Source organism: Microbacterium sp. Leaf288 (assembly GCF_001422925.1).
Lineage (GTDB): Bacteria > Actinomycetota > Actinomycetes > Actinomycetales > Microbacteriaceae > Microbacterium.
Window position 1 is genome coordinate 715,800 of sequence record NZ_LMNI01000010.1, and the last position, 21,260, is coordinate 737,059.

General features: G+C 70.0%; 18 protein-coding genes. 6 read left to right on the top strand and 12 right to left on the bottom strand.

Annotation, left to right across the window (positions count from 1 at the left end; all coding sequences use genetic code 11):
* The first annotated feature begins 42 nt into the window (after positions 1-42).
* Complete coding sequence (locus tag ASF40_RS07425; protein WP_056367553.1) at positions 43-1,206, top strand: glutamate--cysteine ligase; 1,164 nt, start codon at positions 43-45, stop codon at positions 1,204-1,206.
* A gap of 59 nt (positions 1,207-1,265) precedes the next feature.
* Here ASF40_RS07425 and ffh read toward each other — a convergent pair whose 3' ends face one another.
* The 3 genes from ffh to ASF40_RS07440 form a co-directional block, all read right to left on the bottom strand.
* A complete protein-coding gene (ffh, locus tag ASF40_RS07430) occupies positions 1,266-2,831 on the bottom strand; it encodes a signal recognition particle protein (protein ID WP_056367555.1) in 1,566 nt (521 codons plus the stop codon).
* A 70-nt stretch (positions 2,832-2,901) separates the two neighbouring features.
* On the bottom strand, positions 2,902-4,971 hold the full coding sequence (locus ASF40_RS07435) for an elongation factor G (RefSeq protein WP_327037402.1): 2,070 nt from the start codon (positions 4,969-4,971) through the stop codon (positions 2,902-2,904).
* Positions 4,972-5,069: 98 nt separating this feature from the next.
* Positions 5,070-6,065 carry a TetR family transcriptional regulator gene (locus ASF40_RS07440; protein WP_056368327.1) on the bottom strand — a complete coding sequence of 332 codons (996 nt, stop codon included), beginning with the start codon at positions 6,063-6,065 and terminating at the stop codon, positions 5,070-5,072.
* A gap of 129 nt (positions 6,066-6,194) precedes the next feature.
* Between ASF40_RS07440 and lipB the strand changes: the two genes are divergently transcribed.
* Positions 6,195-6,833 (top strand): lipoyl(octanoyl) transferase LipB, encoded by a 639-nt coding sequence (gene lipB / locus ASF40_RS07445; protein WP_056367557.1) that lies wholly within the window; start codon positions 6,195-6,197, stop codon positions 6,831-6,833.
* Entirely contained in the window at positions 6,830-7,861 is a 1,032-nt protein-coding gene (gene lipA, locus ASF40_RS07450; RefSeq protein ID WP_056367560.1) for a lipoyl synthase, read from the top strand. The genes lipB and lipA overlap by 4 nt, the downstream gene beginning before the upstream one ends.
* Before the next feature lie 13 nt (positions 7,862-7,874).
* Here lipA and ASF40_RS07455 read toward each other — a convergent pair whose 3' ends face one another.
* The 3 genes from ASF40_RS07455 to smc form a co-directional block, all read right to left on the bottom strand.
* On the bottom strand, positions 7,875-8,375 hold the full coding sequence (locus ASF40_RS07455; protein ID WP_056367562.1) for a DUF2004 domain-containing protein: 501 nt from the start codon (positions 8,373-8,375) through the stop codon (positions 7,875-7,877).
* Positions 8,376-8,456: 81 nt separating this feature from the next.
* The gene (gene ftsY / locus ASF40_RS07460; RefSeq protein ID WP_056367563.1) at positions 8,457-9,329 is read right to left on the bottom strand and encodes a signal recognition particle-docking protein FtsY; all 873 of its coding nucleotides are present in this window, start codon (positions 9,327-9,329) and stop codon (positions 8,457-8,459) included.
* Positions 9,330-9,350: 21 nt separating this feature from the next.
* Positions 9,351-12,899, bottom strand: coding sequence for a chromosome segregation protein SMC (gene smc, locus ASF40_RS07465; protein ID WP_056367565.1), 3,549 nt, complete (start codon positions 12,897-12,899; stop codon positions 9,351-9,353).
* 490 nt (positions 12,900-13,389) lie between these two features.
* On the opposite strand from smc, the gene ASF40_RS07470 reads away from it, so the two are divergent.
* The 3 genes from ASF40_RS07470 (at position 13,390) to ASF40_RS07480 (ending at position 15,903) form a co-directional block, all read left to right on the top strand.
* On the top strand, positions 13,390-13,644 hold the full coding sequence (locus tag ASF40_RS07470) for a hypothetical protein (protein ID WP_056367567.1): 255 nt from the start codon (positions 13,390-13,392) through the stop codon (positions 13,642-13,644).
* Between the two features lie 83 nt (positions 13,645-13,727).
* The gene (locus ASF40_RS07475) at positions 13,728-14,810 is read left to right on the top strand and encodes a GNAT family N-acetyltransferase (RefSeq protein WP_056367569.1); all 1,083 of its coding nucleotides are present in this window, start codon (positions 13,728-13,730) and stop codon (positions 14,808-14,810) included.
* Positions 14,803-15,903, top strand: coding sequence for a GNAT family N-acetyltransferase (locus tag ASF40_RS07480; protein WP_056367570.1), 1,101 nt, complete (start codon positions 14,803-14,805; stop codon positions 15,901-15,903). The genes ASF40_RS07475 and ASF40_RS07480 overlap by 8 nt, the downstream gene beginning before the upstream one ends.
* 24 nt (positions 15,904-15,927) lie before the next feature.
* On the opposite strand, the gene mutM is transcribed toward ASF40_RS07480, so the two are convergent.
* Genes mutM through ASF40_RS07510 form a run of 6 tightly spaced genes read right to left on the bottom strand, consistent with a single transcriptional unit; the run spans position 15,928 to position 21,111 of the window.
* Entirely contained in the window at positions 15,928-16,875 is a 948-nt protein-coding gene (gene mutM / locus ASF40_RS07485) for a bifunctional DNA-formamidopyrimidine glycosylase/DNA-(apurinic or apyrimidinic site) lyase (protein WP_056367572.1), read from the bottom strand.
* The gene (rnc, locus tag ASF40_RS07490; RefSeq protein WP_056367574.1) at positions 16,868-17,569 is read right to left on the bottom strand and encodes a ribonuclease III; all 702 of its coding nucleotides are present in this window, start codon (positions 17,567-17,569) and stop codon (positions 16,868-16,870) included. Before rnc ends, mutM begins: the two co-directional genes overlap by 8 nt.
* A 19-nt stretch (positions 17,570-17,588) precedes the next feature.
* Positions 17,589-17,798, bottom strand: coding sequence for a 50S ribosomal protein L32 (gene rpmF, locus ASF40_RS07495; RefSeq protein ID WP_045297913.1), 210 nt, complete (start codon positions 17,796-17,798; stop codon positions 17,589-17,591).
* A gap of 33 nt (positions 17,799-17,831) precedes the next feature.
* Positions 17,832-18,368: a YceD family protein gene (locus tag ASF40_RS07500; RefSeq protein WP_056367577.1), complete on the bottom strand. Its 537-nt coding sequence runs from the start codon at positions 18,366-18,368 to the stop codon at positions 17,832-17,834.
* Between the two features lie 41 nt (positions 18,369-18,409).
* Complete coding sequence (coaD, locus tag ASF40_RS07505) at positions 18,410-18,907, bottom strand: pantetheine-phosphate adenylyltransferase (protein ID WP_056367579.1); 498 nt, start codon at positions 18,905-18,907, stop codon at positions 18,410-18,412.
* 41 nt (positions 18,908-18,948) lie between these two features.
* Positions 18,949-21,111: an ATP-dependent DNA helicase RecG gene (locus tag ASF40_RS07510; RefSeq protein ID WP_056367580.1), complete on the bottom strand. Its 2,163-nt coding sequence runs from the start codon at positions 21,109-21,111 to the stop codon at positions 18,949-18,951.
* Positions 21,112-21,260: the final 149 nt, after the last annotated feature.

The window sequence follows — 21,260 nt, forward strand, 5'->3', positions numbered from 1 at the left end:
GAACCAAACGGTTCCGGCGAGTCCTCATGTCAGACTGTGCCCATGACGGTGCCCTTCGCGACATCCGCCCGATCGTCCGTCGGTCTCGAGTGGGAACTGATGCTCGCCGATGCCGCCACCGGAGACCTCATCCCCGGCGCGCCCGGGCTGCTCGCCGCCCTCGAGGAGCGCTCGACACTCGAGCGCTACACGGTCACCGGGGAACTGCTGACCAACACCGTCGAGGTGACCAGCGGGATCGGCGACACGGTCGCCGCCGCCGTCGACGACATCGCCGACGCGATCGCCGAGGTGCGTACCTACACCGACCCCCACGGCATCGATCTGCTGTGCGCCGGCAGCCACCCGTTCGCGCAGTGGTACGACCAGAGCGTCACCGACAAGACCAGGTACCACAAGCTCATCGAGCGCACCCAGTGGTGGGGTCGCAACATGATGATCTGGGGCATCCACGTGCACGTCGGCGTCGACGACGTCGACAAGGTGTTCCCGATCATCAACGCCCTCGCCGTCTATCTCCCCCACCTCCAAGCGTTGTCGGCGTCGAGCCCGTTCTGGGCGGGCGACCGCACCGGCTACGCGTCCAACCGCGCCCTCGTCTTCCAGCAGCTGCCGACCGCGGGACTCCCCTGGCCGCTGCACGACTGGAACGAGTTCGAGGGCTACCTCGACGACATGGTGAGGACGGGCGTGATGGAGGACGCCTCGGAGGTGCGGTGGGACATCCGCCCCGCGCCTCGCTGGGGCACGATCGAAGTCCGTGCGTGCGACGGGATGTCGACGCTGCCGGAGCTCGCCGCGATCGCCGCGCTCGTCCAGGTGCTGGTCGAGCTGTTCTCGCGCCGACTCGACGAAGGTCTGCCACTCGAGACGATCCAGCCCTGGTTCATCCGCGAGAACAAGTGGCGTGCCGCCCGCTACGGCCTCGATGCCCGCGTGATCGTGGACCACCTGGGCACGCAACGCCCGGTCGTGGACCACCTCCGCGAAACCCTGGAGGAGGTGGGCGACCTCGCCGTCGAGCTCAAGTGCGCGCGTGAGCTCGAAGGGATCCGGACGATCCTCAGTGACGGCGCGAGCTACTCGCGTCAGCTCGCGATCGCCGACGCTGCAGACGGCGACCTCCGTGAGGTCGTCCGTCACCTCGTGGGCGAGTTCCGCTCAGGCCCCACCCTGCGCGAGCATCTCGCCGCGCTCGGTCACTGATCCGGCGCGGCCGTGTGGGCTCACGGATGCTGCGGCCTGCAGCATCCGATTCCTCCCTGTCAGCCGCGGCCGAGCATCTTCTGCAGCTCGGCGAGGTCGGCTTCGGTCGGCGCGCCCTTCGCGCCGCCGCCGCCGAGCCCGAAGCCGGAACCGGTGGGCGCCTCCGCGGCCTGAGCCGCGATGCCGGCGTTCTCGGCGGCGCGCTTGGCCGGATTGCCCGACCGCGAGCCCTTCGCCTTCTGCTGCTTGCCGCGCTTCGACGACGCACCCGGACGCCCGGCGCCGGGGATCGGGCCCATGCCGGGGATGTTCGGCACACCGCCGCGGGCGACGGTCTTCATCATCTTCGCGGCCTGGTCGAACCGCTGCACGAGCTGGTTCACGTCGGTCACGGTCATGCCCGAACCGCGGGCGATGCGCAGGCGGCGCGAGCCGTTGAGAAGCTTCGTGTTGCGGCGCTCGGCGGGGGTCATCGAGCGGATGATCGCCTCGGTGCGATCGATCTCGCGCTCGTCGAAGTTGTCGAGCTGATCCTTCATCGAGCCCATGCCCGGGAGCATCCCGAGCATCTTCTTCATCGAGCCCATCTTGCGCATCTGCTGCATCTGCGCGAGGAAGTCCTCGAGGGTGAAGGTCTCGGTCGCGAGCTTCTCGGCGACCTTGAGCGCCTCTTCTTCATCGAACGCCTGCTGCGCCTGCTCGATGAGGGTGAGGATGTCACCGAGGTCGAGGATGCGCGACGCCATGCGGTCGGGGTGGAACGCCTCGAGGTCGTCGAGACCTTCACCCGTCGACGCGAAGATGATCGGGCGGCCGGTCACCGAGGCCACCGACAGCGCGGCACCGCCGCGTGCGTCGCCGTCGAGCTTCGAGAGCACGACTCCGGTGAAGTCGACGCCGTCCTGGAACGCCTTCGCCGTGTTGACGGCGTCCTGACCGATCATCGCGTCGATGACGAAGAGGACCTCGTCGGGATCGGTCGCCTTGCGAATGTCCGCGGCCTGCTTCATCAGCTCGGCGTCGACACCGAGACGGCCGGCGGTGTCGATGATGACGACGTCGTGCTGCTGTCGACGGGCGACCTCGACGCCGTCCTTGGCGACCTTGACCGGGTCTCCGACCCCGTTGCCCGGCTCGGGCGCGTAGATCGCGGCACCGGCGCGCTGGGCGACCACCTGCAGCTGGTTGACGGCGTTGGGCCGCTGGAGGTCGGCGGCGATGAGGAGCGGCGTGTGGCCGTCCTTCTCGAGCATCTTCGCCAGCTTGCCCGCGAAGGTCGTCTTTCCGGAGCCCTGGAGGCCTGCGAGCATGATGACGGTCGGCGGGTTCTTCGCGAACTGCAGGCGGCGCTGCTCGCCGCCGAGGATCGCGACGAGTTCCTCGTTGACGATCTGCACGACCTGCTGGGCCGGGTTCAGCGCCCGGTTGACCTCGTCGCCGAGCGCGCGCTCGCGCACCTTGGCGGTGAACTCCTTGACGACGGGCAGGGCCACGTCGGCGTCGAGCAGGGCGCGCCGGATCTCGCGGACCGTGCCGTCGACATCCGCGGGCGTGAGCTTGCCCTTGGTGCGGAGGTTGCGGAAGGTCTCGGTGAGCCGGTCGGAAAGGGTGCCGAAAGTCGCCATGATCCCCCGATTCTACGGGAGCGCGCCACGTGCTTCGCCGTGCGGTGTCGCCGTGCCTTTCCGGCCCGCTTCACGTGCGGGCACCCTCCGGTGCCCGCTCATAGCCGGACGGGGTGAGCGTCAGCTCCGCCTGACCACCGGTGAGCGCGCGCAGGTCGAGCACGTACCGCGCGAGCTCCGCGTCCGGGACGGTCGCGACGACGCGGGTGCGGCCGTCTGCGTCGGTCTCCGACTGGACCACGCGACCCCGTCGTCCCGACAGGTCCGTCAACACATGTCCCTGTCCGGCAGCCGGCACGACGACGACCACCGTCGAGACGGGTTCGAGCAGCACGGCCCCCGCTTGCGCGAGAGCCGCTTTCACCCCGATGGCCGCGGCGGTGCGGAAGGCCATCTCCGACGAGTCGACCGAGTGCGACTTGCCGTCGTAGAGCTCGACGCGAACGTCGACGACCGGATGCCCGAGCGTGCCTCCTGCGGCGAGGGCGTCGCGGGCGCCTTTCTCGACGGCCGGGATGTACGAGCGGGGCACGGCACCGCCGACGACGGAGTCGACGAACTCGAAACCTCCTCCGGGAGCGAGCGGCGAGACCCGCAGCATGACGACGGCGAACTGCCCGTGCCCGCCCGACTGCTTCTTGAGCTTGCCCTCGGCCGCCGCGCCGTGCGCGATCGTCTCCCGGTAGGCGACCGGCGCCGGGCCGGTCGTCACATGCACCCCGAGCACGCGCGCGAGCCGCTCGACGGCGACCGCCACATGCGTGTCGCCGAGTCCGCGCAGGATCGTGTCCGGCCCGACGCGATCCACGACGAGCGTCGGGTCCTCGGCGAGGAGGCGGCCCAGCGCCGTCGTGAGCTTCGTGTCGTCCGACTGCGACACCGGCTGCAGGCTCATCGCGAACACCGGCGGCCGGTGGGGCAGCCGCGCAGGACGGGCGTTCGTCTGCGGCCGGCTCCACAGCAGCGAGCCCGAAGGCGTGCCGGCGAGCTTGGCGACGGCCCCGATCTCGCCGGCCTGCAGCGCGTCGACCGGCAGATGGTCCGCTCCACGAAGCCGGAACAGCGCGGGCATCCGCTCGTCCACGCCTGTCGTGGCGTTGCGCAGGCGATCACCGGGTCGCAGGACTCCCGAGAGGACTTTGAGCATCGCGATCTGCCCCACGAACGGGTCTGCCACGGTGCGGAACACGTGGACCAGCTTTTCGCCTGAAGGCTCGGGCGCGACGCTGTGCGCGCTGCCTCCCGCGCCGTCCTCGTCCACGCCGAGCACGATGCTGCTGTCGCGGTGCGCGACGGCGGGGGCGAGCTCGCCCAGGAGATCGAGCACGCGGTCGACGCCTGTCCCGGTCATGGCAGAACACACGACCACGGGCACGCCGTCTCCGGCGGCGACGGTGCGGGCGAGCGTGCGCCCGAGTTCTGCAGCCGCCGGCTCGCGTCCATCGAGGTACGCCTCGAGCTGGTCGTCATCCCGCGACACGATCTCCTCGGTGATCGCCTGATGAAGGCGGTGCTCCTCCTCAGCGAGGTCGGCGGGCACCGGTTCTTCGTGCTGTCCGCCGTCCGCGTCGTAGAGCACAGCCTGCTCGGAGAGGACGTCCGCGATGCCCTGGAAGGACTGCGCCTCCCCGACAGGCAGCTCCAACGCCCAGATGCGGTCACCGAACTCCTCACGGAGCTGAACGAGGACTCCGCGGAAAGACGCCCGTGCACGGTCCTCCTGGGTCACGACGACGACCCGGGCGACGCCGGCGGCCTCCGCTGCGGACCACGACGCCCGGGCGCCGGCCGTCACGCCGTCGATGGCGCTCACGACGAGCACCGCCGCATCGGCGACCGCGAGCGCGGCGTCCACGGCGCCCGCGAAGTCCGGGTGCCCGGGTGTGTCCAGGAGCGTGATGCCGCAGTCTGCGTCGCCGACACGCCAGGACAGCCACGCCGGTGTCAGCCCGAGCGTCGTATGACGCGCGACCTCCTCGGGTTCGTGATCGCACACGGTCGTACCCTGCTCGATCGCCCCCCGCCGCGAGATCGCTCCCGAGCGGTGCAGCAGCGCCTCCGCCAGCATCGTCTTGCCCGAACCCGTCGCGCCGATCAGGGCGACGGAGCAGTGCATGGAGAGTGCGGATGCCGATTCCACGGTGACCTCCCACGACGATGTGCGCTGGGCACCATCGTGCCCCGTCTCCGAGGCGGCTGCCAGAGGACCCTGCGCAAGGCCTTCGCGCTCGGCGAAGGTCACTCCGCGGGCCCGAGCTCCTGGAAGAGCGTGAGCTGCAGGCCGGCCGGGCCGCGCAGGCGCGCGTTGACCGAGCGCCAGGGCGTCTCGCGTGCGGAGGCCTCGATCTCGGCGCCCGCGTCGGACAGCCGTGCCGCAGTGCTCGCCGTGTCTGCGACCTCCAGGGCCAGACGGATCCGATCGCTCGGAGCATCACCGTCGGTCTCGACACGGTCGATGAAGTCGACCTGGGCGCGATTGGCGATCTCAAGCGTTGCGCGACCAGCCGCGAGGATGGCGACCCGCGCGCCGCCCTCCGCCTCGTATGCCTCGGCCTGAGGCATCCCGACCACGTCGCGATAGAACGCCAGGGTCTGCTCGAAGGCTGCCGCCTGCACCACCACACGAAGCTGCGCGACGTCGCCGACCGGAGCGGCAGACGAGACCGGCGCCGCGACGTCGGCCGCGAGGGAGAGGAAGCGGGCGAGCGACGTGCGTCCGGCGCCGTCGTGCGCCCACGCTTCGACGGCGGCGAGGACCGCACCGCCCCACGCCGCTCCGGCGACCTCGGCGCGGACGCGGTCCGCGCCGCCCGCCAGAACACGAGCGGAGACCGCTCGCGCCACACGCGCTCGCCGCAGCGCGGCATCACGCTCGTATTCCGCCTCCAGGCCCATCGCAGTGGCGTTCACGATCCCGAGGGCGAGGCTGTCGGGCGCGAAGGACTCGGCGATGCCCAGCGTCGCGGCGCGAACGGCGGCGGAGGCATCCGTCCCATCCGCTTCTTCGAGGCGCCGCTCGAAGACGGTGAGCCTTTCGTCGAGACCCGCCCAGAGAACGTCGGACTTCGAGGAGAAGTAGTTGAAGAAGCTGGATCGGCTGACCCCCGCACGACGGGCGATGTCGACGATCGACGTCTGCTCGTACCCCTGCTCGAGGAAGAGCTCGCACGCGGCCTCGGCGATGGTCTCGCGCGACGACGCCTTGGGGCGTCCCGCGCGCGGCTCGGTGGACATGAAGCCCACCCTATTGGCCGCCCTCGGCGCGCGTGCCCGGCGGTGCCCGGCAACGACGGCGCCGTTCGTCGTCGATGTATTGTTGGACGCGATCCATCAATCGCCACAAGCGAAGAGCGAAGGAGCACGATGCTCGACATCCAGACTGTCGGCCTCTCCCCCGACTACGTGCCGTACCTCGACGGGTGGGCGCTGCAGCGCAGCCTCCACGCCGACATCGTCGCGGGGACCCGGCCCGACACCCTCCTGCTGCTCGAGCACGAGCCGGTCTACACCGCGGGGGCGCGCACAGCGCGCCACGAGCGGCCGACCGACGGCACGCCGGTCGTCGACGTCGACCGCGGCGGCAAGATCACGTGGCACGGGCCCGGTCAGCTGGTCGGCTACCCGATCGTGCGCCTCGCCGAGCCGGTGGACGTGGTCGCGCATGTGCGCCGACTCGAGCAGCTGCTCATCGACGCCCTGCACGAGTTCGACGTGGACGGCTACCGTGTCGAGGGGCGCAGCGGCGTGTGGGTGCGCCGCCCGCTCGGCGAGGACAAGGTCGCGGCCATCGGCGTGCGAGTACAGCGCGGCGTCACGATGCACGGCTTCGCGCTGAACTGCGACAACTCCCTGGCAGGCTTCCGCGGAATCATCCCCTGCGGGATCACGGATGCCGGGGTCACGACCGTCAGCGAGATCGTCGGCGCCGACATCTCCCCGAGCGACGTGATCGACACCGTGTCACGGGTCTTCGCCGACGACTTCGCGGGGGTGCCGGCATGAGCGCCTGCGGCACGCCGGGTGCGGCTTCCGCCCCCTCCTCCGCTCCCGACGGACGGAAGCTGCTGCGACTCGAGGTCCGCAACGCGCAGACGCCGATCGAGCGCAAGCCGGAGTGGATAAAGACGCGGGCGAAGATGGGGCCGGAATACCAGGCGCTGCATTCGCTCGTGAAGACCGAGGAGTTGCACACCGTCTGCCAGGAGGCCGGCTGCCCGAACATCTACGAGTGCTGGGAGGACCGGGAGGCGACCTTCCTCATCGGCGGCTCGCAGTGCACCCGCCGGTGCGACTTCTGCCAGATCGACACCGGCAAGCCCGCCGACTACGACACCGACGAGCCCCGCCGCGTCGCCGAGAGCGTCGTGCGCATGAACCTGCGCTACGCCACGGTCACCGGCGTCGCCCGCGACGACCTGCCCGATGGCGGCGCGTGGCTGCACGCCGAGACGGTGCGCGCGATCCACGCGGCGAACCCGAACACGGGCGTCGAGATCCTCGCGACCGATTTCAACGGCGACCCGGCGCTGCTCGGCGAGGTGTTCGACAGCCGCCCCGAGGTCTTCGCGCACAATGTCGAGACAGTGCCCCGCATCTTCAAGCGCATCCGCCCGGCGTTCCGGTACGAGCGCTCGCTCGACGTCCTCACCCAGGCCCGGGATGCCGACCTCATCACGAAGTCGAACCTGATCCTCGGCATGGGCGAGGAACCGGCGGAGGTCGTGCAGGCTCTCGAGGACCTGCACGCGGCGGGCACCGACATCATCACGATCACGCAGTACCTGCGGCCGTCGCCGCGTCACCTGCCGGTGTCCCGCTGGGTCAAGCCGCAGGAGTTCGTCGAGTTCAAGGAGGAGGCCGAGCGCATCGGATTCCTCGGCGTCCTCGCCGGACCGCTCGTGCGCTCGTCGTACCGCGCGGGGCGCCTCTGGGCGCAGTCGATGATCTCCAAGGGCCGCGAGATCCCGTCCCACCTCGCACACATCGCGGAGGACGTGCACGTCGACCGCGGGTTCGCCCAGGCGGTCTGAGGGCGAGCGGACGCTAGTCGGCGCTCGTCACCGACAGCACGCCGCCGTCGGAGTCGAGGTTGACGAGCAGGACATCGTCGGTGGCGTCGGGGTCAAGCGCGTACTCGAGAACGGCGAACGGGTCGGAGCCGCCGTGCTCGTCGGCGAGGATCGTCATGCTCATCAGCTGCAGCGAGCGGATCACGTCGATGTGCACGTCGCCCGAGATGTCGACGAGTGCGTCCTCGAGGGCGTCTCCGAGCGCCTCCTGCTGCTGCAGGATGTACTCGGTCACCTCGCTGGTGCGGTCACTCAGCTCGTTGACCATCGCGTTGCGGGCGCTGCGGTCGATGTCCTCGATCGCGGAGATGAGCGCGGCGGCGACGTCGAGGGCTGCCTCCGAGACGTCGTCCTGGTCGGGAGCCGTCAGATCCACCGTGACGGACTGGTCTCCCAGTTCGACGTTCTCCGACCAGAAGATCGATCCGTCAGGCCCCGATTCGAGGAGTCCGAAGTAGTCGTGCTCGATCGCCATGACCCCATGAAACCGCAACGAGCGCGTCCGCGATAGCCCGAACACGGCATGGCGCGGATTCGGTCGGATCCGCGCGGCTATTCAGTCGACGAGGGATGCCGCGAACACGTGCGGAGTGAAGCCGGTGAGGTCTCCGATGCCCTCGCCCTGGCCCAGCAGCTTGACCGGGATCCCGGTGCGCTCCTGCACGGCGAGCACGAAGCCGCCCTTCGCGGAACCGTCGAGCTTCGTGAGGACGAGGCCGGTGACGCCGGCGTGCTCGAGGAACGCCTGCGCCTGCATCACACCGTTCTGTCCGGTCGTCGCATCGAGCACGAGGAGCACCTCGCTGATGGGCGCCTGCTTCTCGATGACGCGCCGGATCTTGCTGAGCTCGTCCATGAGCCCGCCCTTGGTGTGGAGGCGTCCCGCGGTGTCGACGAGCACGATCTCGGTACCGGTGCTCTTCGCGTACTCGATCGTCTGGAAGGCGACGGATGCCGGATCCTGGCCCTCCTGCTGCGGCCGGACGATCGTCGCGCCGCCGCGCTCCGCCCACGTCGCGAGTTGGTCCACGGCCGCCGCACGGAACGTGTCGGCCGCCCCCACGACCACCGAGCGGCCGTAGCGCTGGAGGAACTTCGCGAACTTGCCGATCGTCGTCGTCTTGCCGACGCCGTTGACCCCGACGACCAGCACGACGGCCGGGCGTTCGGTCAGACGCAGCGTCGTGTCGAACTTGGCGAAGTGCTCCTCGAGCGTCTCCTTCAGCATCCGCTGCAGGTCCCTCGGGTCGGTGGTGCGGTAGCGCTCCACCTTCTCGCGCAGTTCGTCCACGATGCGCTCGGTGATGTCGGGTCCGAAGTCCGCGGTGAGCAGTGCGGTCTCGAGGTCGTCCCACGTCGTCTCGTCGATGGTCGGCTTGACGAACATTCCGCGCAGCGCGCGTCCGAGCGACCAGGAGCTCTCTGCCATGCCTCTAAGCCTAGGGTCCGATCAGGAGGCGACGCGTTCGGCGATGCGCTGGCCGACCACGGCCGAGACGCCGTCCTGGCGCATCGAGACGCCGTAGAGCGCGTCGGCGATCTCCATCGTGCGCTTCTGATGCGTGATGACGATCAGCTGGCTCGAGGCGCGAAGCTGCTCGAAGACCCCGAGGAGGCGTCCGAGATTCGCGTCGTCGAGGGCGGCCTCGACCTCGTCGAGGATGTAGAACGGGCTCGGGCGGGCCTTGAAGATCGCGGTCAAGAGCGCCACCGCCGCAAGCGACCGCTCGCCGCCCGACAGCAGCGAGAGCCGCTCGATCTTCTTGCCGACAGGCCGCACGGCCACCTCGATCCCCGTGGTGAGGGGCGAGTCCGGATCCGTGAGCGCGATCGAGCCCGTGCCACCGGGGAAGAGGATCGGGAACACCTCTCCGAACGCCACCTTCGTGTCTTCGAACGCCGCGAGGAAGATCGTCTGCATGCGCTCGTCGAGTTCTTCGATGATCGTGAGCAGGTCCTTGCGCGTCTGGGTGAGATCGGCGAGCTGCTCCGTCATGAACTTGTGACGCTGCTCGAGCGCTTCGAACTCCTCGAGCGCGAGCGGGTTCACCCGGCCGAGCTGCGCCAGCTTGCGCTCGGCCTCCTGCAGGCGTCGGCGCTGCTGCGGGCGATCGTAAGGAATGGATGCTGCGCCCTCAGGAGCGTCCTCTTCTCGAGTCGATCGGGCGACCGGATCGACGGGAACAGGCTGATCCGGACCATATTCCGAAACAAGAATATCCTCGCCCAGTCCGAGCTCCGACTGCACCCGCTCGAGAAGGCCGGTGACGTGGAGACGCTTCTCGTGGATCTGCAGCTCAAGGCTGTGAACACTCTCCGTCAGGCCGGCGAGCCGTTCCCGCACCCCGCTCTCCTGTGTGCGCAGCGCGGCGAGCTCCGAAGTCACCGCCGTACGCTCGGACTCCGCGGCGGCGAGCTCGGCGCGGGCCTGCGCGAGGGAACGGTCGACCGAGTCGATCACGGCGGGCAGCTGGCCTGCGACGCCGGCGGCGATCTCGCGCTGCGCGCGACGAACCACGGCGCGACGCGCTGCCTCGGCCGCCGCATCGCGCTCCCGCTCACGCTGGCGTTCGAGCGCGACGACGCGCGCTTCGCCCGCCCGGATGCGTTCCCGAAGCGTCTCGACGTCGAGACGGGACCGCATCTCGCCGTCGCGAGCCTCTTCGAGCGCCGCGAGCATGCCCTCCCGCGCAGAGGCGTCGAGGATCGGACGCGGGGCTTCGAGCGCCGCGGTGAGCTGGTCGTCTGCGGACCGCGCCGACCCCTCGGCTTCCTCGACCGCGGCGGCCGCCTGGGCGAGTCCTGCGGCGAGTCGCTCGCACTCGGCGACGGCGGCCTCATGGCGCACCGTCGCCCGGTTGACCTGCTCGGCGTGGGCGGCGAGGGCGGCGTCGTGATCGCGGAGGGTCGCGAGCGTGGTCTTGGTGCGCAGTCGCGCCGACTCGAGCTCGTTCGTCGCGTCGGTCAGCGCGGCACGCAGCGAGTCCGCCACGACGGCGATCTCGTCGCGGCGGTCGGCGGCAGCATCCCGTTCCGCCGCGAGCTCCAGTCGCGATCGCGAGGAGCCCGCGCCTGCGCGGAGGGAGTACTCGGTGTACACCTCGCCGCGGCGGGTGACGAGGGTGATCGGGCCGCCCAGCTCGGCATCGGCCAGCTCGGGCGCGGCGTCGCGGGCGGTCTCGAGATCGTCGGCGACCACGACGTACGACAGCAGGCCGAGCACGCCCTCAGGAGCGGTCACGACCTCTCGGGCCGGCACCACCCCGCGCACACTCGGGAACTGCGGACGCATCATGCCCGCGGTGGCGATCACGATATCGACGACGCCCGCTTCGGCAGCGCGGGCGGCGTCCGCCACGGCGAACGCGCTGTCGCGGTCCTCGACCAGCACACCTTCGGCGATCGGCCCCAGCACCGCCGCGATCGCGGCCTCGAAACCCGACTTGACCTGCACGGCGTCGCCGACCAGTCCGCGTACGCCCTCGCGCCCCTCGGCGATCAGCGATGAGGCGCCGTTCTTCACATCGAGGGCTCGGCTCAGCGCCGCCGTCTGCGCGGTGAGGGCCTCGCGCTCGCGTTCCGCGGCATGAAGGCGCTCACGGAGCGAGGAGACGGCGGCCTCGGACTCCGAGGCGTCGCGCTGTGCTCTGTCGTACGCCGCGGCGTGATCGGCCGAGGACTCCTCGGGGACGAGGTCGGGGTCGACGCCGGCGAGGATCGCCTCGGCCTCCGCGCGCCGCGCGAGCGCGGCATCCAGCGCCTTCTGCTGGCGTTCGACGGCCGCGCGCACCGCAGCGAGAGCGGATGCCGCGGCCTCCGCCGTGCCGCGCAGCGCGGTGATGCGCATGTCGTGCTCCGAGACCAGCGCACTCTGGGCGGCGATGTCGACGTCGAGCGCGTCCAGCTCGGCACGCGCGCGCATCACGTCGCGCGCTGCCTCGGCGGCGGCATCCTGCGCGGCACCGAGTCCGTCGGACACGTCGTCGATCTCGGCACGCGCCTCGTCGATCATCGCCTGCGAGACCGTCGTGAGCTCGATGCGGTCCTCGTCCTCAGCGTCGCCGAGGAGTGCGAGACGCTGGCCCGCCAGGGCATACAGCCCGCGCAGGCGCTCCTGTACGCGCTCGAGCCCGAACGCCACGCGGCGCGCACGGTCCACGCTCTCGGATCGCTGATCGCTCTCGAGCTGCTCGATGCGCACGCGCGCGTTGTCGAGCCGTTCCTGCAGCACCATGCGCTCGGCATGCCGCTCGTGCTCGCTGTGCGCATGCGAGGCGAGCTCGACGCGGAGTCCCACGATCTCGTCGGCGAAGAGGCGCGCCTTCGCGTCACGCACGACCGCGGCGATCGTGGCCGCTTCGCGGGCGATCTCAGCCTGACGGCCGAGCGGCTTCAGCTGCCGGCGCAGCTCGCCCGCGAGGTCGCTGAGTCTGGTGAGATTCGCCTCCATCGCATCGAGCTTTCGCAGGGTCTTCTCCTTGCGACGGCGGTGCTTGAGAATGCCGGCCGCCTCCTCGATGAAGCCCCGGCGATCTTCGGGCGTCGCCTGAAGAACGCTGTCGAGGCGGCCCTGTCCGACGATCACATGCATCTCCCGGCCCAGGCCGGAGTCGCTCAGCAGCTCCTGCACATCGAGCAGGCGGCAGGACTCGCCGTTGATCGCGTAGTCGCTGGAGCCGTTGCGGAACAGCGTGCGGCTGATCGTGACCTCGGAGTACTCGATCGGAAGGGCGCCGTCGCTGTTGTCGATGGTGAGCTGCACCTCGGCGCGACCCAGCGGCCCGCGCGTTGCGGTGCCGGCGAAGATGACGTCCTCCATCTTCCCGCCGCGGAGGGTCTTCGCGCCCTGCTCCCCCATCACCCACGCGAGCGCGTCGACGACGTTGGACTTGCCGGAGCCGTTGGGACCGACGATGCAGGTCACGCCGGGTTCGAGGGCGAAAGTCGTCGGCTGGGCGAACGACTTGAACCCTTTGAGCGTCACGCTCTTCAGGTGCATGGATACGCCTTCCACCCCGGTCGTTTACCCGCCTACGCTACCGGAGCGCGGCTCTCCCGCCGGGATGACCGGCCGAGCGCCACCGGATGCCGCGACACGCCATGAGATCACCGAATCTGCGAGAAAGCTTGACGCCGGTATCCCGCACCCGCTATGGTCACTGTCTGCGTCTGAAGTCGAGAAAGGAGGTCCCCCGATGATGCTGATGACTCCCACCGGAATCGCCGCCCGTGATGGCGGAGCGATTCGTGCCGTCGCGTCGGGGACCGTCTCCTTCGGCGCTGTGCCGAGCGGCCGCTTCCCCGCCGCCATCTGATCCCCGCAGGGGACGAGTCTGCCCGTTTTCGGGCGACGACCGTCTGCTGCGCCGCACCCGCTTCGCGGTGCTGAGCGCTCTCCCCCTGCATCCACGTCCCGTCGTGCTGCGGCACGGCATCCCCCGCCTCCGGCGCCTGCCGAGGCATCCCTTCCACAACCGGAAAGAACACTGATGAATACTCTCCTTGCGCCGCAGCGCCCCTCGGGGCTTCCCGATACGCTGCGGCTTCCGAGCCGCGACACCCGCACCTCGCTCCTGGACCGCCTCGCCCTCCACCTGGGTCTGCGGCTGCTGCTGTGGAGCACCCGCACCCCGCGGCTCGCGGACGACCGCCGCCGGCACGCTCAGACGTACCGGCACCAGGAGGCCACTGCAGAGCGCGAACGCGCCTACCTCCGCGAGGCCAGCCTCGCACCCCGGCCGTGACGGCCACCGGGTCCGCCGCCCGCACGCGGGCGGCGGACTCCACCCCTCGACCACACGTATCGACACCGCAAGGACGCACTGACATGACCACCATCACGGGGCTCGAGTTCCGCCCCCTCGTCGTACCCGCCTCCATCGACGCACCGGACGCCGCCGACTTCGTCGAGATGGTGCGCGTGCGCAACCTCATCTACCGCGAGATCTCGGGGCATGACGACCACGGGATCACCGCGGACGAGCTGCTCCCGCACTACCAGGCTTCCGAATACCAGACCCGGCTCGGCTGGGTGATCGTCGACGACGGCGCGATCGTCGGTCGCATCGGCCTCGACGTCCCGCACGAGGACGGCTCCACCGCCGCGTTCTGGCTCATCGAGCTGCTCCGCGAGACGTGGGGCCGGGGCATCGGCTCCGCCGCCTACGAGCTCGTCGAGCGCACGGCACGCGAACACGGTCGCACCGTGCTTCAGTCGTGGGCCGAGCACCCGGCCGCGCGGGGACCGCAGCTCGCACCGCCCACGGGTTTCGGCGAGATCCCCGAGGACCACGTCGCCCGGTTCTATCTCCGGCACGGATACAAGCTCGAACAGGTCGAGCGCAACAGCGCCTTCGACCTGACGGGCTCGTTCGCCGGTGTCGAGCGACTCCTCGCCGAGGCGGAGGCTGCATCGCCGGCCTACCGCCTCGTCCAGTGGTCCGCGCCGACCCCGGACGAGTACGTGGCCGGCTACGCCTGGATGAAGTCCCGCATGTCGACGGATGCGCCGGCGGCGGCACTCGAATTCGACGAGGAGGCGTGGGACGCCGCGCGCATCGCCGAGCACGACGGGCGATACACCTCGTCCGGGCGCACGATCCTCGTCACGGCGGCACAGCACATCGAGACCGGTGAGCTGTGCGCGTTCAACGAGCTGGTGATCGGCAAGGACCACACCGAGGCGACGCACCAGGAGGACACCCTGGTGCTCAAGGAGCACCGCGGGCACAAGCTCGGAACGCTCGTGAAGTGCGCGGGGCTCCTGTCCTGGCGCGAGATCGCGCCGGACTCGGCGCGCGTCATCACCTACAACGCAGAGGAGAACCGGCCCATGCTGGATATCAACGAGGCGATCGGCTTCGTGCCGATCGCGTACGAGGGTGCATGGAAGAAGGTGCTCGATGACTGACCTGGCCGAAACCGCCGTCGTGACCGTTCAGCGGATCGTCGTCCCCGAGACGGCGGACGCCCCCGACGCCCGCGTGTTCCTCGAGATGGTGCGGATCGCGAACGCGGTCTGCCTCGAAGACGCCGGACACGACTACCTGCACGAGGAGCCCGACGAGATGCTCGGGTTCTGGCAGGACCAGACCGATTGGACGCAGCTCGGATTCGCCGCGATGCGCGCAGACCAGGTGCTCGGGGCCGTGACGCTCATGATCTCGAACGAGGACGCCGCGAGCACGGTCGAATTCGACCTCATGGTGGATCCGCCGCACCGGGGTAACGGTCTCGAGGAGCTGCTGCTCGCCGAGGTCGAGCGGGAGGCACGCGAGCGCGGACTCGCAACGATCCAGACCTGGACACTTCATCGACCGGATGCCGCGGGCCCGCGCCTTCAGCCCTCCACAGGGTGGGGTGCCGTCCCTGCCGACGACGCGCAGACGAAGTTCCAGCTGGCGAGCGGCTTCACGCTCGAGCAGGTGGAGCGAAACAGCGTCTTCGATCTGACCGGCGACTTCGCTCTCGTGCAGCGCATGCTCGCGGACGCGGTCGCGGTCGCCGGTGAGGAGTACCGCCCGATCCAGTGGACGTCGCCGACACCGCCGGAGTACGTCGACGGGTTCGCCTACGCGCTGTCACGCATGTCGACCGACGTGCCGGCCGGCGGCCTCGTCATCGACGAGCAGCACTGGGACGCCGCGCGGGTCGAGCGCCGCGACGCGCGCCTGAAGGCACAGGGGCTCACCGTCTCGGTCGCGGCCGTGCTCCACGTGCCGACGGGCCGGGTCGCCGCGTACAACGAGCTCGTGATCGGCGAGGACCGTTCCGGTGCGACCCAGCAGTACGGCACGCTCGTCGTGAAGGAGCACCGTGGCCACCGCCTGGGAACGATCGTCAAGTGCGCGAACCTGCTGCGCTGGCGCGACCTCGTGCCCCAGTCGCCGCGGGTCTCGACATTCAACGCCGAGGAGAACCGCCACATGCTCGACATCAACGAGACCATCGGCTTCGTGCCGGCGTCGTACGCCGGGGCGTGGAAGAAGGTGCTCGAGCTCTGATCTGCGGCCCGCACCGCAGATCACTCAGACGTGTGCCGCGCTCGGTCCGTCCACACCCGAGCGCGGCACCCGCTGGCAATGCGCGCAGAAGTGACTCGAACGATTCGTGAACGACACGCGCACGATCGGACGGCCGCACCGGGGGCACGGCTCACCGGTGCGGCCGTACGCGTTGAGCGAGTGAGCGAAGTAGCCGGCCTGGCCGTTGACATTGACGTATTGCGCATCGAAGCTCGTGCCACCTTCGGCCAGCGCCTTGTCGAGCACGTGGCGCACTTCGCCGAGGAGGCGGTTCACGGCGCGTGTCGGCAACGCGCGGGCGGGCGTCTCGGGGTGGATGCGCGCGGCCCACAGCGACTCGTCGGCGTAGATGTTGCCGACTCCGCTGACGACAGTCTGGTCGAGCAGCACGCGCTTGATCGCCGAGTCTTTGCGCGCGAGAGCACGCCGGAACCCGGCATCCGAGAACGCCGGGTCGAGGGGATCGCGCGCGATGTGCGCCACCTGCGCGGGGACGGATGCCTCGTCCGACCCGTGACCCCCGGGCGCCCCGTCGGGCGTGGCGATCAGGTCGTCGATTGCGAGCGAGCCGAACGTGCGCTGGTCGGCGAACACGACCGAGAGCTCACCGTGCACCGGATGTGCGAGGTCGATGCGCACGCGCTCATGCCGTTCAGGCGCCGCGCCCGGCGCACGCAGGAGCAGCTGTCCGCTCATGCCGAGGTGGCCGATCACCGCCTCCTCGGAGGAAGCTCCCGCCGCGTCGGCCTCCAGCGGAAGCCATAGGAATTTGCCGCGGCGGGCGGCGGCGGTGACGATGCGCCCTGTCAGGCGCGCCTCGAAGTCGGAGCCGCCGCCGGCGTGTCGCGTCAGCGCGCGTTCGTCGAGCACGGTGACGCCCACCACGAGCGCGCCGGTCACGGCTGGGGCGAGGCCGGCACGGACGACCTCGACCTCGGGAAGCTCAGGCACGCCCGCTGAGTGCGCGCCACGCCGTGAGCGCGGCGGCCATTTCCGCGTGCTTCTTGCTCGTACCGGCGCCTTCCGCCGAGAGTTCGCCCACCGTCACGATCGCGGTGAAGCGTCGGTCGTGGTCGGGTCCCGTCGAGGTGACCTCGTACGCGGGAGGCAGCAGGCCGGCGTGCGCGGCGAGCTCCTGCAGCGCCGTCTTCGGATCCATCGCCGCGCCGTAGCGCTCGGGATCGGCGAGCAGCGGTTCCACGAGCCGCAGCACGAGTCCGGTCGCGGCGTCGGATCCGGTCGACAGGTAGGTCGCCCCGAAGATCGCCTCCATGGTGTCGGCGAGGATCGAGTCCTTGTCGCGTCCGCCGGTGAGGATCTCGCCGCGGCCCAGCTTGAGGTGCGCGCCCAGGCCGATGCCGCGGGCGATCTCGGCCAGGGCGACCGTCGAGACGACGCTGGCGCGCCGCTTCGCGAGTGCGCCCTCTTCGAGCTCGGGATGACCCGTGAAGAGGCGCACCGTGACGGCCAGGCCGAGCACGGAGTCGCCGAGGAACTCGAGACGCTCGTTGTGCGGAGCCTGTCCGTTCTCATACGCCCAGGAACGATGCGTCAGCGCCAGCGACAGAAGCTCGGGGTCGATATCGACTCCGAGCTTCTGTGTGAGGTCTGAGAGCGTTTTGCGCTCCGCTGCGACGTCTGTCACGTCAGACCGTGCGCGACGATCAAACGTCGGCGACCTTGCGGCCCTTGTACTCGAGGAACAGCTCGGTGCCCTGCGAGTCGGTGACGACCTTCGCCTGGTGCGGACGGCTGTAGACGGTCTTGCCGTTCTCGACGGTCTTGACGAGCGTGGGGGCCTCGGCCTTCCACTGCGCGCGACGCGAGCGAGTGTTGGAGCGGGAGACCTTCCGCTTCGGGGGGTTACCTGCCATGGCTAGCTCTCTTCTGTGTTCTCGACGCCGCTGTCAACCGCGGGGGCGCGGTGCATCGTCGTCGTGGCTCGTGGTGAAGTCCTGGAGCGCGGCCCATCGTGGATCGAGGGGCTCGCTCTGCGGCGTTCCGGCGTTCTCAGCCAGTCGCTCGCCCGTCATCGGATCGAGTCCGGGGCAATCCGGCTGGCACACCGGCTGAAACGGAAGCGACAGGACGACCGCTTCCCTGACCAGAGTTTCAAGATCCACGTGGTCGTCTTGAACCTCGAAGTCAGTTTCTTCCTCCCCAGGATACGTGAAAAGCTCCTGAAACTCGACTTTGAGCCCTTCGGCGATGTCGATGAGGCAGCGACTGCAGATGCCGGTGTACTCGGTGTCGATCTCGCCGGACACGAGAATGCCCTCGTGCACCGACTCGAGGCGCACGTCCAGGACGACCGGTTCGCCCTCGGGGACGGCGACGAGCCCTTCGCCCCACTTCTCGGGAGCGGGGACCTCGAGGGTGTGCTCGCGCATCTCTCCGGATCGGTGGGCGATGTCGCGGACCGGGAGGACGAACGGACCCGTCACATGCTTTCTGACCACGGCTCCAGCCTAGCCGCGGTTTCTGGTCAGATGCCGCGCGCGCCGGTGTCGAGGAAACGCGCGACGGCGGGCGGGACGAACGGCGACACATCGCCCCCGAGCGACGCGACCTGCCGCACCAGCGAGCTCGAGACGAGCGCGTGCGCAGGATCGGGCAGCAGGAACACCGTCTCGACGTGCGCGAGGTGACGGTTCACGATCGCCATCGGCGTCTCGTAGGCCACGTCGACCTGCGATCGGATGCCCTTGACGAGGACGCCGGCTCCGACATCCGTCGCGTAGTCCACCAGCAGGCCCATGCTCCACGAGGCGACGATCACGTCCCCCTCGATCTCGGCCTCGGCGATCGACTGCTCGAGCAGCGACTGGCGCTGCGCGATGGGGAGCATCGCCTCCTTGCCGGGGTTGTGCACGACCAGCACGTGAAGCTGGTCGTACAGCGAGGCGGCGCGGCGGATCACGTCGAGATGACCGAGGGTCGGCGGATCGAACGATCCCGGGACGACGGCGATCCGGCTGCTCATGCGGTCCAGCCTAGTGGGCCGTCCGGAGGCCCTCGGACGCGTCAGTTCTTGGCGAGGGCCGCGCGCTCCGCCATGCCGACGTTGCGCTCGAGAGCAGCGGCGAGCCCGGGATGCCGCAGCAGCGCGGGGTCCTCGGCGAGAAGCCGCTCGGCCGCCACACGTGCCTCGGAGATGATGTCGGCGTCCTTCACGACCCGCAGCAGTCGCAGCGACGAGCGCGCCCCGGACTGCGCATCGCCGAGCACGTCGCCCTCACCCCTCAGCTCGAGGTCGATCTCCGCGAGGGCGAAGCCGTCGAGGGTCGAGGCGACGGCTTCCACACGCTCGCGGGCGGGGGTGCCGAGCGGAGCCTCGGTCACCAGCAGGCAGAGCCCCGGGACCCCGCCGCGTCCCACGCGTCCGCGCAGCTGGTGCAGCTGCGAGACACCGAACCGGTCGGCCTCGAGGATCGCCATCGTCGAGGCGTTCGGCACGTCGACGCCGACCTCGACCACGGTCGTCGCCACGAGCACATCGATGTCGCCCCGTGCGAAGGCCTGCATGACCGCGTCCTTCTCGTCCGACGGCATCTTGCCGTGGAGGACCTCGACGCGGATAGTCGAGAACGACGGATGCCGCGACAGCAGGTCCGCGACCTGGACGACGCCCCAGCGGGTCCGGGTCGACTCGCCCCCCGTGTCGCCGGCGGGCTCGTCGGCGGTGTCGTCCTTGGTGAGCTTCTCGGCGTCGATGGCGGCGCACACGACGAACGCCTGACGCCCCTGTGCGACCTCCTCGGCGACGCGCTCCCACACTCGCGCGAACCAGCCCGGACGCTCCGCGAGCGGCGCGACGAAGGTCTCGATGCCCGCGCGGCCCGCGGGCATGGTGCGAATCGTCGACACATCGAGATCGCCGAACACCGTCATCGCCACCGTGCGCGGGATGGGGGTGGCGGTCAGCACGAGCGCGTGCGGCGAGGATCCCTTGGCGCGCAGCGACTCGCGCTGCTCCACGCCGAAGCGGTGCTGCTCGTCGACGACGACGAGACCGAGGTCGGCGAAGGTCGTGCTCTCGCTCAGGAGCGCGTGCGTCCCGACGACGATGAGCGCCTGTCCGGACGCGGCGCGCAGCGCCGCCTTTCGGCGCTCCGCCGCCGGGAGCTGCCCCGTGAGGAGCGTGGGCATGAGCTCGGGGGCGAGCTTCGGCCCCAGCATCCGTGCGATCGACCGCACGTGCTGCGCCGCCAGGACCTCGGTCGGCGCGATGAGGGCCGACTGACCACCCGACTGCGCGACCTGGAGCATGGCGCGCAGCGCGACGAGCGTCTTGCCGGAGCCGACCTCGCCCTGGACCAGGCGGTTCATGGGCCAATCCCCCTGCAGGTCACGCGCGACGTCGTCGCCGACGGTGATCTGGTCGGGCGTCCGCGGGAACGGCAGTGCCTCGTCGAATCGCTCGAGCAGCGTTCCCGCAGCACGCTTGGTCGCCGACAGTGCGCGGACGAACTGCCGCTGCTGCAGGAGCGCGACCTGGAGGACGAACGCCTCCTGCATGCGCAGTGTGGCCCGCGCCGGGTCGATCTGCTCGAAGTCGGTCGGACGGTGGATGTGCTCGATGGCGGACCGGGCGTCGATGAGGCCGTGCCGTGCGCGCAGCTCGTCGGTGAGCGGCTCGGGCACCTCGCCGAGTCCGTCGAGGACGAGTTCGACGATCTTCTGCAGCTGCCAGCTCGCGACCGTGCTCGTCGCCGGGTAGATCGGGATGGGAAGGTTGGCGTTCGCCTGCACCTTGAGCCGCGCCGTGTCGGCATCTTCGAACAGCTCGTAGTCGGGGTGCGCGAGCTGCTGTGCACCCTTGTAGATGCCCACCTTGCCCGCGAAGATCCCCTGCCGGCCGGGCTGCAGGTCGCGCACCCGCCACGACTGGTTGAAGAAGGTCAGCGACATCTCGCCGTTGCCGTCGCTGATCACGACCTCGAGCAGCGAACCGTTCCGGTTCTTCATGCGCCGTTCGCTCACACGGCGCACCTCGGCGACGATCGTCACCGGCTCGCCGAGCGGCAGCGTCGAGATCGGCGTCAGCTCGCCATGGCGGGCGTAGCGGCGGGGGTAGTGGACGAGCAGATCGCCGACCGTCGTCATGCCGAACGCACGCTCGAGGGCCGCCGCCGTCTTTCCGCCGATCGCGCCGCCGAGGCTCGAGTCGAGGGTGAAGGAGGCCACGCCACGAGTCTAGGAGCGACCGGCGACGTCCCGTGCGCCAGCCGAAGATGCACTCGACGATCTCGGAGAGGAACGCGCGCCCGTTCCGGTTCACCGTGGAGAGGTAGATCCACACCCCGTCGCGTGCGACCCCGCCGCCGCTCGCGTAC

What these genes read in the sequence shown, in the direction of transcription:
- ASF40_RS07440 (WP_056368327.1), bottom strand. Translation starts at nt 6,065, where the DNA reads ATGTCCACCGAGCCGCGCGCGGGACGCCCCAAGGCGTCGTCGCGCGAG.
- coaD (WP_056367579.1), bottom strand. Translation starts at nt 18,907, where the DNA reads ATGAGCAGCCGGATCGCCGTCGTCCCGGGATCGTTCGATCCGCCGACC.
- lipB (WP_056367557.1), top strand. Translation starts at nt 6,195, where the DNA reads ATGCTCGACATCCAGACTGTCGGCCTCTCCCCCGACTACGTGCCGTAC.
- ASF40_RS07425 (WP_056367553.1), top strand. Translation starts at nt 43, where the DNA reads ATGACGGTGCCCTTCGCGACATCCGCCCGATCGTCCGTCGGTCTCGAG.
- ftsY (WP_056367563.1), bottom strand. Translation starts at nt 9,329, where the DNA reads ATGGCAGAGAGCTCCTGGTCGCTCGGACGCGCGCTGCGCGGAATGTTC.
- rpmF (WP_045297913.1), bottom strand. Translation starts at nt 17,798, where the DNA reads ATGGCAGGTAACCCCCCGAAGCGGAAGGTCTCCCGCTCCAACACTCGC.
- ASF40_RS07470 (WP_056367567.1), top strand. Translation starts at nt 13,390, where the DNA reads ATGAATACTCTCCTTGCGCCGCAGCGCCCCTCGGGGCTTCCCGATACG.
- ASF40_RS07475 (WP_056367569.1), top strand. Translation starts at nt 13,728, where the DNA reads ATGACCACCATCACGGGGCTCGAGTTCCGCCCCCTCGTCGTACCCGCC.
- ffh (WP_056367555.1), bottom strand. Translation starts at nt 2,831, where the DNA reads ATGGCGACTTTCGGCACCCTTTCCGACCGGCTCACCGAGACCTTCCGC.
- ASF40_RS07480 (WP_056367570.1), top strand. Translation starts at nt 14,803, where the DNA reads ATGACTGACCTGGCCGAAACCGCCGTCGTGACCGTTCAGCGGATCGTC.
- lipA (WP_056367560.1), top strand. Translation starts at nt 6,830, where the DNA reads ATGAGCGCCTGCGGCACGCCGGGTGCGGCTTCCGCCCCCTCCTCCGCT.
- smc (WP_056367565.1), bottom strand. Translation starts at nt 12,899, where the DNA reads ATGCACCTGAAGAGCGTGACGCTCAAAGGGTTCAAGTCGTTCGCCCAG.
- ASF40_RS07455 (WP_056367562.1), bottom strand. Translation starts at nt 8,375, where the DNA reads ATGGCGATCGAGCACGACTACTTCGGACTCCTCGAATCGGGGCCTGAC.